Origin of the sequence: Shewanella sp. UCD-KL12 (assembly GCF_001957125.1) — a bacterium.
GTDB lineage: Bacteria > Pseudomonadota > Gammaproteobacteria > Enterobacterales > Shewanellaceae > Shewanella.
Genome location: NZ_MPHJ01000005.1, coordinates 183,557 through 196,829, shown reverse-complemented (window position 1 = coordinate 196,829; position 13,273 = coordinate 183,557). Strand labels below are relative to the sequence as shown.

The window sequence follows — 13,273 nt, the reverse complement described above, 5'->3', positions numbered from 1 at the left end:
TTCCAAATTGGAACATGATAAAGATATTATGGACATTCTTTAAATGGAAAAGAGTCTTCTAAGTAGATTGGCCTTTTGGCAAAAAAACCATTCGAAACTCGAACTTGGCATCTACGTCTGTCCAGATAAACTTGTCGTGTATCAAGCGCAAGGTTCTGATGCTGAGGAAACGATAGAAACAGAAGCTCTTGTGCATGAATTTGAGTTTAATGGCTCAAATTGGTCCGCTGTATTTGGGTTGATTGCTAAGCAGTTCGATACCGCCAAAGTACAACTTATTTTAAGTGCCTCTTTTTACCAACTGCTCACTGTTGATAAACCTAACGTTGAAGTTGAAGAGCTGTCGCAGGCACTGCTCTGGTCTGTAAAAGATATGGTCAGCCAGCCTGTCTCTGAAATTCATATCGATTATTTTGATTCTCCTCTACCTAATAGCAGTAAGTTAAGTGTCGTTGTTGCTGATCGAAAATCACTTATCTCTATGGTGATGGCAGCAAAAGAGAGCCATATGCAGGTAGCTGGTATAAGTATTGAGGAGATGGTGGTTTCAAGCTTGTTTCCCCAAGACAGCCAAGCGCGACTGGTTTTGTGTCATGTTCCAGGCCAGGAGTTGTTGTTAACCGTAGTCAAGCAGGGTGAGCTGTATATGCAGCGACGCGTTCGAGGCTTTAATAAGCTTGATACTGTAACGACAGACGAGCTAGCAATGGGAATGGCTGATAACTTGAGTTTGGAACTGCAGCGCTCTATGGATTATTTTGAGAGTCAGCTGCGACAAGCACCGGTTGCCTCGATTGAACTGTTAATTAATGGCCAAGTTGAAAGCTTAGCCGAACTTGTTAGTGCCAATTTTAACCAGAAAGTGAATGTGATAACTGTTGATTCAGTGGAGGCTAAAATGGCCTTACTGGCTTGCGATGAGTTTACGCTAGCTGACTCAGCCGTCAATGGAGAATCAGTATGACTTTAAAGAGAAGGGTCAACCTGTACTCTGATTCATTAATTCCTCCTGAGCAAAGACTGAGTTTTAAACGTCTAACGCAAGCATTAGTTTTAATGCTGTCTGTGTTTATGGTGAGTGGTATCTCTGTATATGTGTTGGTTGTGGGCTCAGAAGGTGAGAGGGATGAACTCACTCAGCAAAAGCGCATTTTAGATAATGAAAAGAAAACCCTTGAGCAAGCTATATCCCAACGTGCCCCCGACAGCAAACTGGTTGAGCAAGTGGATCTACTGGCTCAACAGGTAGAGTTAAAGATTATGTTGATTGGAGAGCTAAGCCAGAGAGAGGCGTTAACCAGTCACGGGTATTCAGTATTGTTTAAAGACCTTGCTCGCGTTTCAAACAGCAATATCTGGCTGAACCGGATTCAAGTTGAGAATAACAACTTCATTTTTGAAGGTTATAGCTCCACTCCTAACAGTGTTCCTATGTGGGTAGAGCGCTTAAAGTCCACTGATACCCTAAAAGGACATGCTTTTGCTGCTATGGCGATGAGTCGAGGGGAAGACCAACCACTGGCATTTACCCTGACGAGTAAAGCACAAACGGAGGAGGCCCAGTGAAGCAAAAATGGAATGAATTGGCTGCCCGTTTCGACATCTTAAGTCAACGAGAAAGGGTGATGGTTGCTACCGCAGCATTTGTTGTCATTGGCATGCTCTGTTATCTACCGCTCGAGTCTCTGATCTTAGAGCAGCAAAAATTGGTTAAGCAGAATAAGGCGCTTGAAAGTGAGAACAAAATCTCGAAGCAGCAGATAGAGCTGTATGAGCAGCGCCTTGCTCAAGATCCCAATGATGAATACAAGAATCGTTTGGCTGTACTACAGCAACAAGATGCAGACTTAGATAATCAACTATCGTTTCAGATGGTTGATATGGTGCCTGCTAATCATATGCCTGCGTTATTGAGTGAGCTACTTGGTAAGGTCACAGGTGTAAAGTTACACGAGTTCAGCTCAATTGCACCCACGCCGCTACTTGCCGTTGGTGATGAAAAGAAGATGAATCTCTATAGTCACGGTATTCGCCTCACTTTAGAGGGAGATTACTTCTCTGTGCTTAAGTTCATTGAGGCCGTAGAAGGGATGCCGAATAAATTATATTGGAAAAAAATAGATTATAAGGTGGATGAGTATCCTGCTGCTAACGTGGTATTGGAGCTTTATACCTTAAGTATAAATAAGGACTTTATTAGTGTCGCTAATCAAGATTAATTCGGTCATGACATTGCTGTTCCTATTAGGTGTCTCGGCTGCCCAAGCTGATACGTTAAGGGATCCAACGCGACCCGGTCACGGTGCTGTGGCTATATCTTCAGCGGCTGCTGACATAGATACCTCCTTAACGCTTAACAGTGTAGTGAAGGCTGAAGCTTCATCTTATGCCGTTATCAATAATAAAATCTTTTCATTGGGTGATAGGGTGCAGGGGGTAACAATTACCGCCATAGACACCATTTCAGTGTCATTATCAGACGGACGTAAGTTAACCATGTACCAAGCTATAACAGAGACAAAGGGAAATTAAAAAAATGACTGCGCTTATAAAAATTACGCCCCTGTTAGCTTTGCTCTTAGTTGCATGCCAAACCACTGACAGACCCGACCCTCAAGCCTCGAAAGAGGTATTAGATAAGTCGGTGAAAGCTGAAGAAGCTAAAAGTAACACCCCACCGCCAGCGCAAATGCCTGAAGCAATACAGCAGGAGCTTGCTTCATCGGACCTATTAGCGGGTATTGCACCCACTCAAAGGGCTGAACGTCGATTTGATGTATCGGCCCATGATGTAGAGGCGAGTGTCTTTTTCCCGAGCTTAGTGCAGGGTACGCCCTTGAGTGTAGCTGTTCACCCAGAAGTGACGGGCACCATCTCGCTATCTCTCAAAGGAGTGACGCTCAGCGAAGCACTGCAAGTTGTTGAAGATATTTATGGGTATGAAGTGAGTCGTGAAGGGCGCATCTTACGCATCTATCCTGCTGGCATGCGCACAGAAACATTTCCGCTGAACTATCTCTATATGGAGCGACATGGTCTCTCATTGACCTCGGTCAACTCTGGACGTATCTCGGACAGTAACAACAATTCGAGCTCTGGAAATAGCAATAGTAATAATAGTAACAACAGCAGTAACAACAGCTCCTCTAACAATAGCTCAGACTCAAGTGGCAGTAATAGTAACGAAACAACCAATGGTACTTTTATTCGCTCAAAAACTAAGACAGACTTTTGGGGTGAGTTAAAGGAAACCTTAGTATCGATAGTGGGTAATACGGGGGGCGGACGTCAGGTTGTTGTAACTCCTCAGGCTGGGCTTGTGACTGTACGTGGCTATCCGAATGAATTAAGACAGGTTCGCTCATTTTTACAAACAGCTGAAAGCCATCTGCAGCGTCAGGTTATTTTAGAAGCCAAGATCTTAGAGGTCACTCTGTCTGATGGTTACCAGCAAGGGATCCATTGGGAAAATGTATTGGGTCATGTCGGTGATACAGATATCTCTTTTGGCACATCGCCAAGTGGTAGCGGCTTATCTGATCAGATAACGGGTGTAATTGGTGGGGTGACATCACTTAAGTTTTCAGGTAGTGACTTTAGCGCGATGATAAGCCTGCTCGACACTCAAGGTGATGTTGATGTGCTATCTAGCCCACGAGTAACGGCGTCAAATAACCAGAAGGCTGTGATTAAAGTAGGGACAGATGAGTACTTTGTTACAGATGTCTCCTCTACAACCGTAGCTGGTACCACGCCAGTTACGACACCTGAAGTGGAGTTAACGCCCTTTTTCTCAGGCATTGCGTTAGATGTGACGCCTCAGATTGATGGTGAAGGTAATGTGCTACTGCATATTCACCCTTCAGTTATCGATATTAAAGAGCAGGTTAAAACCATCAAGATCTCTGATAGTGCGCTTGAACTGCCTTTAGCTCAGAGTGATATTCGTGAGTCTGATACTGTGATTAAGGCTAGGACTGGCGATGTTGTCGTGATTGGCGGTTTAATGAAGAGTGAAAATATTGAGATAAAATCTCAAGTACCAATACTTGGTGATATTCCACTTGTAGGTGAGTTATTTACCAACCGCTCTAAGTCATTGAAGAAAACTGAACTTGTTATCTTGCTGAAGCCAACAGTTGTTGGTGCCGATACCTGGAAAGATGAACTACAACGCTCTAAAGAGTTACTCGATCGTTGGTACCCAGAAGAGCAAGATGAAAGCGATCAAGGGCAGTAAATTTTGTACCTGCAACATTTTGGGTTAGCGGAAACGCCTTTCTCACTCACCCCTAATACAGAGTTCTTCTTTGGGCTCGCGCCCCATGTTGAGGCGTTGCAGGTGCTACAAACAGCCCTGCAAACGGGGGAAGGATTTATCAAGGTGACAGGTGAGGTCGGAACCGGCAAAACACTCATCTGTCGTAAACTTATTAATGAGCTACCAAAACGCTTCCATTGTGCTTATCTTCCTAACCCTTATCTCTCTCCAGCTGAATTAAGATGGGCTGTCGCGCTTGAGCTGGGGTTGAAGTATTCAGCCGATATCGATCAGATACAGCTAACGGGCCTTATTCAACAACAGTTGCTGGCACTTTGTGCCCACGGTCATTCAATTGTTTTAGTACTTGATGAGGCTCAGGCTCTGCCAGATGAAAGTTTGGAAGCTTTACGGCTATTTACGAACTTAGAGACTGAGAGTCGAAAACTTTTGCAAGTTGTGCTGTTTGCTCAGCCTGAGCTAGATGAAAGACTGAATAAACATCACTTTAGGCAACTTAGGCAGAGGATAACCTTTAGCTATTGCCTAAGACCTTTAACCCTTGATGAAGCTGATGCGTATGTACAACATAGGTTATCGGTTGCTGGTAGCGTGGGCCAGCCGCTATTTAGCCATAAAGATACCCGTAAACTTGCTGCAGCCTCAAAAGGGATACCCAGATTGATCAATATTTTAGCTCATAAGGCCTTGTTGCTGAGCTTCGGTGAAGGAGCTAGTCGGGTCGAATATCGTCATGTTAAGGGCGCGATTATTGATACCCAAGATGCTCAGCTAAGTATTCGAGGTCGGTGGCTTTGGCTAATAGGATTAAGTTTAATCTCTGCGGTGAGTGGCCTTGGGTTACATCTTTTTTATGGAGTTAATGCATGAGTGTCATTAATTCTATGCTTAAAGATCTGGATAAGCGCCAGCAGCCTCATAGTCTAGAGAACCTTAATGTTGCCCCAGTCCAATATCGTGGTAAACCTGCTTCAAGCTTACCTTGGATCTTACTGGCAATCGTCTCTGTTTTACTTATCGCAGGTATCACTTATAGCTGGATAACACTGTCGAATATAGAGCCTACGGCTTCAAATCCGCCAGCCTCAAATCAATTACCAGCCTCGAACCCGACCCCAAAAGAGATAGAGCCTTCAGCTGGAGAAGAGCCATTAGCTAGGAAAGAATCTTCAGCTATAGAAGAGCCTACCGCTGGAATAGAGCCATCAGCAGGGATAGAACCTTCGGCTAATACCAATCCAATGACTGTAGCCGAGCTTGTGATTGAGCCAGTTCCTGCTATCGCGACTGCCTCAACAACAGCAGACTCGACACAGACTAAAGATCTGGTTGCAAAGCCAAGTGAGGCTGCAAGCTCACCAAGTGCTGTAGTGGAGGCTTCGGATTTAAATACTGTTAGTGTACAAGTTAATCCTTCTCAGCCATTAGTGACTAAAGTTAAGCCTGCACTTGAAGCTAAACTCGAACCTATGCTTGAGCAGTCAGAGACTATAACAAAGGCAGGAACAGAGCCTAGAGCTAGCTCAATGGCGGTGACTGAAGTGCAAGTTTCCAATGAGCAATTGGCACAAAGAAGGTACCGCTTAGCGAGTGAAGCTGAAAACCAGGGCTTATTGAGTGATGCGGTTGTCTATTACAGCGAAGTACTGGCATTGAAACCTGAGATGCACGCAGCAAGAAGGCAACTTGCGGCACTGTATTATGGTCAAAATAGGCTCGACTTAGCGAGTGATACTCTGTCTAAAGGTATGGCACTTTTTCCTCAGGAGCATGATTACGCGATCTTATTATCTCGTGTTCAGCTGGCATCCGGTAAGCGTAAACAAGCCATATTGACGCTTGGTTTGATCTCAGATCAAAGTAGTTACGCCAAGCAGAAATGGACAATGCAGAGTAGTTTAGCGCAGAAAGAGGGCGATTACCTGTTAGCGGAGCAGAGCTACCGCAATCTATTACGTATAGAAACTCATCAAGCTAAGTGGTGGATGGGGTTGGCGCATGCACTCGATGCCCAGCAGAAATATGAGCCTGCTAAACAAGCATACCATCAAGCCCTTTCTGCTAGTGGTTTGTCTAAGCAAGCTGCTGAATACATTGAAAACAGGTTAGTCCAGTTAGGAGAGAGCGAGTGAAACCAAAGTTAAAGATGCGTCTAGGTGATCTCCTTGTTCAAGAGCAGATTATTGGTGAAGACCAGCTATTACAAGCACTATCAGAACAGAGAAATAGCGGTAAAAAACTAGGTCGTACGCTCATCGATCTTAACTGTATTACCGAAGAGCAATTATTAAAGTTTTTATCCCAGCAACTGAATATTCCATTTCTTGATATCAGTAAGCGTCCAATTCCTGCTGAAGTTGTCAATCTACTGCCAGAGGTACAAGCTAGACGTTACCGTGCTTTAGTGGTCGAAGATAATGGTGACAGCGTTCTCGTTGCCATGAGCGATCCTGCCGATCTGCAGGCTATGGATAACCTTGAAGTACAACTACTACCTAAGTTAATCAAAATAGCTGTTGTCACTGAGAGCCAACTTCTCGATGCCTTTGACAACCTTTATCGACGTACCGATGAGATTGCTCAGATCGCTGGTAAGCTGGAGGAGGAGTATGCAGCCGATGACCAGTTTGATCTCGCCAGCCTAACCGATGGTGATAGTGATAACGAAACCACAGTTGTTAAGTTATTGCAGTCGATTTTTGAAGATGCAGTACAGATGAGAGCATCGGATATTCACATTGAACCTGGTGAGAAAGTGCTGCGTATTCGTCAACGTATTGATGGACAGCTGCATGAAAACACCTTACCTGAAGCCAGTATTGCTGCAGCCTTAGTACTTAGGCTGAAGCTAATGGCTGGCTTGGATATTTCTGAAAAACGCTTGCCTCAAGATGGGCGTTTTCATATGGAGATCAAGGGCCATAAGATAGATGTACGTATGTCGACTATGCCTATCTATCATGGTGAGTCAGTGGTGATGCGACTGCTTGATCAATCGGCAGGCTTATTGACCCTAAATGAAACTGGGATGCCACCAGAGATCTTGGCGCGAGTCCGTAAACAGATAAAGCGACCCCACGGTATGCTCTTGGTGACAGGCCCAACGGGTAGCGGTAAAACGACAACCTTGTATGGTGTGCTCAGTGAGCTGAATACTGCAGACAGAAAAATTATTACGGTAGAAGATCCTGTCGAGTACCAGTTGCCACGTATTAACCAAGTTCAGGTAAATCATAAAATTGGCTTAGATTTCTCTAACGTCCTTCGAACCACCTTACGTCAAGATCCCGATATCATCATGGTCGGTGAGATGCGAGACCAAGAAACCGTAGAAATTGGGCTTAGAGGTGCATTAACTGGTCACTTTGTACTGTCAACACTTCACACTAACGATGCGGTTACTAGTGCACTGCGTTTACTCGATATGGGGGCTGCCAGCTATTTAGTTGCGAGCGCACTCAGAGTAATTATCGCTCAACGACTGGTTCGACGGGTTTGTCATAACTGTTCCCGTGATTATCAGTTAACGGCGCAAGACAGTGCTTGGCTCGGCTCAGTAAGCCATCAGGACTTTTCTCAGGCCAAGTTTAAAATCGGCTCAGGATGTCAAAGCTGTAATGGCAGTGGTTATCGTGGGCGTATTGGTGTGTTTGAGATCTTAGAATTAGATGAATCTATGATTGAAGCCATGCGTACCGGTAATCCACAAGATTTTGCTCAAGCAGCAAAAAACAGTCCGAATTTTACGCCGCTAGCAGAGTCAGCCTTAAAATATCTTTCTGAGGGGATGACGACAATCGAAGAGGTTTCAAAGTTAGTAGAGGATGTGACTGAATCTCAAATACCTCTTTCTGCGGATATGGTGACGCAATAAGTGACTATTGAAAAGAGGGGCAAGGCTAATGGCGGTTTATAAGTACCGAGGGCGTGATGCCCAAGGCCAGCAAGTGACAGGGGTGGTTGATGCTACCTCTGAAAGTGCGGCTGCCGATCAACTTATGTCACGATCTGTTATTCCATTAGAGCTTAATGAAGCGAAGGAGAAACAGGATTTCTCTTTAGCCGCTATTTTCAAAGGTAAGGTGAGTTTAGCTGAACTACAGATATTTACTCGGCAGATGTATTCCTTAACTCGCTCTGGTATCCCTATTTTACGAGCGATTGCCGGCCTTTCTGAGACGACGCATTCTCAACGAATGCGCGATGCCCTCAATGATATCTCAGAGCAATTAACCTCTGGTCGACCGCTGTCTTCTGCGATGAACCATCATCCTGATGTGTTCGATGCGTTGTTTGTCTCTATGGTTCACGTAGGTGAGAATACAGGTAAGCTTGAAGATGCCTTTATGCAGCTCTCTGGTTACATTGAACGTGAGCAGGAGACTCGTCGTCGGATCAAGGCGGCGATGCGCTACCCTATTTTTGTATTGATCGCGATCGCCATTGCCATGGTGATATTAAACATTATGGTGATCCCCAAGTTTGCCGATATGTTCTCCCGTTTCGGTGCAGACCTGCCCTGGGCGACCAAACTGTTAATTAATACATCGAGTATATTCGTCAATTATTGGCCTGTTATGTTGGTGGGGCTTGCTGCCACCTTTATCGGTATCCGCTATTGGCATAGTACTGAGAAAGGTGAGAAGCAGTGGGATAAGTGGAAACTACATATCCCTGCTGTAGGCAGTATCATCGAGCGTTCAACTCTGTCTCGCTACTGCCGTAGTTTTTCTATGATGCTCAGCGCAGGCGTACCTATGACCCAGGCACTCAGTTTAGTCGCCGATGCGGTTGATAATGCTTATATGCATGATCGAATTGTCGCGATGCGCCGTGGAATAGAATCGGGTGACTCCATGCTACGTGTCTCGAATCAAAGCCAACTATTTACTCCACTGGTATTGCAGATGGTTGCAGTGGGTGAAGAGACAGGACAAATCGATCAGTTACTTAATGATGCTGCTGACTTCTATGAAGGTGAGGTCGATTATGATCTTAAGAACCTCACTGCCAAGCTCGAGCCTATCTTAATTGGTTTTGTTGCTGTGATCGTGCTGATCTTAGCCTTGGGTATCTACTTACCGATGTGGGATATGCTTAACGTTGTCAAAGGTGGACAGTAGATGTTTGAAAGGTCTGAAAGGCGATGAAGAGCCAGCAAAAGGCAGATGGCGAACTGCTACAGGTATTTGGCAAGGTGGTCGCTATCGTATTGCTTCTGACTTTGCTTAGCGTTTTGGGATTTCGTTACTTTGGCTCAGTGAGCAATATTAGTTCACAAGGGTTAAGAGTGGATCATAACCGTTTGCTCAATGTACTAGGTATGGTTAAGGCGCAGTGGTTAGCACAAGGTCGCCCGACAGAGATGAAGCTGAGCTGGGATTCGACTGGCACAGAATATGCTGAGTCTTATGTGAAAATGAGTGCTGGCGGCTGGCCTTTACCTAACAGTCTGGACGCATCAGGCTGTGAACAGCTCTGGTACCAATTGTTGGGGAAGGATACTTTGTTACAACAGTTTGTATCTGAGATCGACGCCAAAAGAGATGTTTGTAGCTACATTGCTAACAACTCTGATCGTATTGGTTATCAGCTGGCCTCTGGTCGCGTAATTTTTTTGACGAATGACAAATAATTGAGAAAATAGAGCTAGATCATAGGTTTCTAATTTTCTGTGAACTGTTAGAATTGTAAAATATGCTATGGGGGCTTATATGGATAAGCAAATCTGTGTTCGAATGGTTAGCCAAATGAATAACCAAGTGAATGCTCAATTTAAGGGTACAACTATGACTAATGCTCGAAGCCGTCAACAAGGGTTCTCGTTAATAGAACTTGTAATTGTCATTGTAATTCTTGGTTTGCTAGCGGCAACCGCGATTCCACGTTTTCTCAATGTCACAGAAGATGCAGAAGATGCCAGTTTAGATGGTGTGACTGGTGGCTTGGCTACTGCTGTTGGCTTTGTTCGTGCCCAGTGGGAAGTAGATGGGAGAAATAACAATACAGTTATTCTCGATGGTACTAGTGTTTCATTGGATACTCGCTTTGGTTTCCCTACAGGAACAGGTCCAAATGGTACAGATGTGACTGCTATGAACGATAACCGCTGCCAGCAGGTGTTTGACTCAGTACTGCAAAGCGCGCCACGAAATGTTCAGTACGATGAAGATGCTCGTAATCAACGCTACACCGTGAGAATGCTCGCAGGTGTTGGCGGAACAGCCACAGATCTGAATGGAGACACTGTCACAGGTATAGGTTTATGTGTCTATCATCAGGTTGCTTCGTTAGTGTTAGATCAGACTACAGGTGTACCAACACCAGCTCCTGATCTTGATGACGGAAAGGGGATCACCTATAACCCTGGTACTGGAACTGTAGTTAGTTTTACTAATTAAGAGCTCTAAAACCAATACATGAGTTTTGAGACGTTTTCTCTGTAATAGAGTCATATATTAAGTTGTATAAAAGGTAGTACAAATGAAGCAACAAAATGGTTTTACGCTAATTGAATTAGTGGTTGTCATTATCATTCTAGGTATTCTTGCTGTAACTGCAGCACCTAAGTTTATTAATCTTCAGTCCGATGCTCGTGCATCAACGGTTGCTGGTTTAGAAGCAGCGATAAAAGGTGGCGATAGCCTAGTTCATTCAAAATCTTTGATTGCAGGTAATGAGAGTAAGGCTGCCGCAAGTGGTGTTGAAGTAATTATCGACTCAGCGGGAAACAAGGTGTTGTTGAACTTTGGCCATGCGGTCGCTATTTGGGAAGATAGCCTGATTAATATGCTTGATATTGATGTGTCTGATGAAGATGACAGCATTACAACAACTGAGTGGGTATACGATGAAAGTGGAACAAATACTGTTGTTATCTACCCTCAAGGTGCAACTAAAGCGACATGTAATGTTACGTATACCAACACTGTTACGACAACTGCTGGTGAGTTTTCAATAAATAGTGTCGTTACTGGCTGTTAATACTTTAGGAAGTTTTTACAATGAAAAAGCAAAATGGTTTTACGCTAATTGAATTAGTGGTCGTTATTATCATTCTAGGTATTTTAGCTGTTACAGCTGCGCCTAAGTTTATCAACCTTCAGTCTGATGCTCGTGCCTCAACGTTAGATGGTATGAAAGGAGCACTACAGGGCGCAAACACCCTGCTTTACTCTAAGGCTGCTATCCAAGGTCAAGAAAAGGTTGATGGCGGATCAACTGCCAACATTGATACTGATAATGATGGAACTGCAGATGTTATTGGTGTCTATGGTTATGTGAAGGCTGATAAAGATGAGATGGCTAAAATCCTTGATATCGATGCAGCTGAATGGACAATCGTAGCTCCAGGCTCTGAAAGTGACGCTGACATGATCATTCATCCAGAAGATATTACTCCTGCCGACGATAAACAATGTTTCGTTGAGTATACTGATGCTACAAGTACAACAGCACCAGTTTACAAAACTGTTGCTGATGATTGTTAAGCAGGCCTGCAAACGTTGAGCTGATTTATAAAGCCAGTTGAGATATTCAACTGGCTTTTTTCATGCCTGCTATTTTTAACTCCAGAAAGCTTAAGAGCTACATACTTACTCGTATTTTTCTAAACAAGACTTCAGATCTTTACCCTCTCTACTACTCACCAGTCATTTATTCTGTTACGTTATTGTTAACTGTATTTCTGTTAACTAGAATTAAATAATGAGCCTAACAAGGCTGGCATTAAGGGGGAGTTAGATATGGGTAGAGTGAAGCAGCAAGGGTTTACCCTGATAGAGTTAGTTGTAGTGATTATTATCTTAGGGATCTTGGCAGTGACTGCAGCACCTAAATTTATCAATCTTCAAAGCGATGCTCGACTTTCTACACTAAATGGATTTAAAGGTGCGCTACAAGGGACTAACTCCTTAGTTTACTCAAAGGCTGCTATTGGTGGGGATGAAAAAACGGCTTCTGGCGATTGGGCGAACAACGATGGGGTCGACATTGGCTCTGATGACTTAGCGGTAACCAATTATGGCTATTTACAAGCTGATATCGATGAAGTTGCTAATGCGATGGACTTTGAGGCTGCAGATTGGCAAGTTGATTCATCTACGGCTGGAGAGCTCAAGTTTGCTCCTGTTAATGCGCCAGCAGATACCTGTCACTTTACCTATGTACAGGCAGCTGACGCGTCAACGTCGCCAACTTACCAGCTCTATACTCCAGGCGGTGGTGACGATCCATTTGCCTGTTAGCAATCGATAGGGCGCTATCTTGAGAAGGTCTACTTGGTAAGAGTGGGCCTTTTTTGTAGCTGATACATCATCTACATAGGCATCTACCATTGCTGTAACCTCAGGTAAATTGCTGCAGATATTCTTCTTCATACTATTCAATGAATGATTACGGTGTTACATTATTGTTAATTGGTGTTTTTGTTATAGATTTTAATAATGGTGAGTCGTATGAATAAATTTAAACAGCAGGGGTTTACCCTGATAGAGTTGGTTGTGGTGATTATCATTCTGGGTATTTTAGCGGTAACTGCTGCACCTAAGTTTATCAACTTACAATCTGATGCTAGAGAGTCGACTCTCAGTGGTATGAAGGCTGCACTCCAAGGAGCGAACGCACTCGTTTACTCTAAGGCTGCAATTCAAGGCTTAGAAACAGAAAATAATCAGGATGTTGAGCTGGAAGATGGTGTGACGATAACACTTGATTATGGGTATATAAGAAGCTTTAACAGTGAAACAACGACCATTACAAACCTAGAGCTTGCATTAGATATGCAGTTTGAAGAGGTACCTGGAAACAACACTGCTGCTACAGAGGATTGGGGAGTTCGTTCGCAAGGAGGAGTGATTATCTTTGTTCCTAAAGGGAAAACTCCAGGGGGAGATTGTCGTTTAGATTATACTGAGGCATCTGAAACTAACGATGTGATCACTCCACCGAGCTACGCGATTGTTGAAACAGGCTGCTAATTTTTAGCGGCAA

Annotated in this window: 15 protein-coding genes; all 15 read left to right on the top strand. The window is 44.0% G+C overall.

Annotation, left to right across the window (positions count from 1 at the left end; genetic code table 11):
• The first annotated feature begins 43 nt into the window (after positions 1 to 43).
• The 15 genes from BM736_RS11635 to BM736_RS11565 all read left to right on the top strand — a co-directional run bounded on the left by BM736_RS11635 (position 44) and on the right by BM736_RS11565 (position 13,260).
• The gene (locus BM736_RS11635) at positions 44 to 964 is read left to right on the top strand and encodes an MSHA biogenesis protein MshI (RefSeq protein WP_076412177.1); all 921 of its coding nucleotides are present in this window, start codon (positions 44 to 46) and stop codon (positions 962 to 964) included.
• On the top strand, positions 961 to 1,566 hold the full coding sequence (locus BM736_RS11630) for a PilN domain-containing protein (protein WP_076412174.1): 606 nt from the start codon (positions 961 to 963) through the stop codon (positions 1,564 to 1,566). Before BM736_RS11635 ends, BM736_RS11630 begins: the two co-directional genes overlap by 4 nt.
• The gene (locus BM736_RS11625; protein WP_076412171.1) at positions 1,563 to 2,219 is read left to right on the top strand and encodes an MSHA biogenesis protein MshJ; all 657 of its coding nucleotides are present in this window, start codon (positions 1,563 to 1,565) and stop codon (positions 2,217 to 2,219) included. Before BM736_RS11630 ends, BM736_RS11625 begins: the two co-directional genes overlap by 4 nt.
• Positions 2,200 to 2,532, top strand: a complete 333-nt coding sequence (locus BM736_RS11620; RefSeq protein WP_256717805.1) for an MSHA biogenesis protein MshK — start codon at positions 2,200 to 2,202, stop codon at positions 2,530 to 2,532. Before BM736_RS11625 ends, BM736_RS11620 begins: the two co-directional genes overlap by 20 nt.
• A gap of 4 nt (positions 2,533 to 2,536) precedes the next feature.
• Positions 2,537 to 4,240: a pilus (MSHA type) biogenesis protein MshL gene (mshL, locus tag BM736_RS11615; protein ID WP_076412166.1), complete on the top strand. Its 1,704-nt coding sequence runs from the start codon at positions 2,537 to 2,539 to the stop codon at positions 4,238 to 4,240.
• Positions 4,241 to 4,243: 3 nt separating this feature from the next.
• Positions 4,244 to 5,152 carry an ExeA family protein gene (locus tag BM736_RS11610; protein ID WP_076412163.1) on the top strand — a complete coding sequence of 303 codons (909 nt, stop codon included), beginning with the start codon at positions 4,244 to 4,246 and terminating at the stop codon, positions 5,150 to 5,152.
• Positions 5,149 to 6,414: a lipopolysaccharide assembly protein LapB gene (locus tag BM736_RS11605; RefSeq protein WP_076412161.1), complete on the top strand. Its 1,266-nt coding sequence runs from the start codon at positions 5,149 to 5,151 to the stop codon at positions 6,412 to 6,414. The genes BM736_RS11610 and BM736_RS11605 overlap by 4 nt, the downstream gene beginning before the upstream one ends.
• A complete protein-coding gene (locus tag BM736_RS11600; RefSeq protein ID WP_076412158.1) occupies positions 6,411 to 8,156 on the top strand; it encodes a GspE/PulE family protein in 1,746 nt (581 codons plus the stop codon). Before BM736_RS11605 ends, BM736_RS11600 begins: the two co-directional genes overlap by 4 nt.
• 28 nt (positions 8,157 to 8,184) lie before the next feature.
• The gene (locus BM736_RS11595; RefSeq protein WP_076412156.1) at positions 8,185 to 9,405 is read left to right on the top strand and encodes a type II secretion system F family protein; all 1,221 of its coding nucleotides are present in this window, start codon (positions 8,185 to 8,187) and stop codon (positions 9,403 to 9,405) included.
• Positions 9,406 to 9,428: 23 nt separating this feature from the next.
• Complete coding sequence (locus tag BM736_RS11590; protein ID WP_076412153.1) at positions 9,429 to 9,917, top strand: hypothetical protein; 489 nt, start codon at positions 9,429 to 9,431, stop codon at positions 9,915 to 9,917.
• Positions 9,918 to 10,071: 154 nt separating this feature from the next.
• On the top strand, positions 10,072 to 10,683 hold the full coding sequence (locus BM736_RS11585) for a Tfp pilus assembly protein FimT/FimU (RefSeq protein WP_076412520.1): 612 nt from the start codon (positions 10,072 to 10,074) through the stop codon (positions 10,681 to 10,683).
• A gap of 82 nt (positions 10,684 to 10,765) precedes the next feature.
• The gene (locus BM736_RS11580) at positions 10,766 to 11,266 is read left to right on the top strand and encodes a type II secretion system protein (RefSeq protein WP_076412150.1); all 501 of its coding nucleotides are present in this window, start codon (positions 10,766 to 10,768) and stop codon (positions 11,264 to 11,266) included.
• 20 nt (positions 11,267 to 11,286) lie between these two features.
• Positions 11,287 to 11,772: a type II secretion system protein gene (locus tag BM736_RS11575; protein WP_076412147.1), complete on the top strand. Its 486-nt coding sequence runs from the start codon at positions 11,287 to 11,289 to the stop codon at positions 11,770 to 11,772.
• Between the two features lie 255 nt (positions 11,773 to 12,027).
• The gene (locus BM736_RS11570; protein WP_076412144.1) at positions 12,028 to 12,528 is read left to right on the top strand and encodes a Tfp pilus assembly protein FimT/FimU; all 501 of its coding nucleotides are present in this window, start codon (positions 12,028 to 12,030) and stop codon (positions 12,526 to 12,528) included.
• Between the two features lie 210 nt (positions 12,529 to 12,738).
• A complete protein-coding gene (locus BM736_RS11565; protein WP_076412141.1) occupies positions 12,739 to 13,260 on the top strand; it encodes a type II secretion system protein in 522 nt (173 codons plus the stop codon).
• Positions 13,261 to 13,273 lie beyond the last annotated feature (13 nt).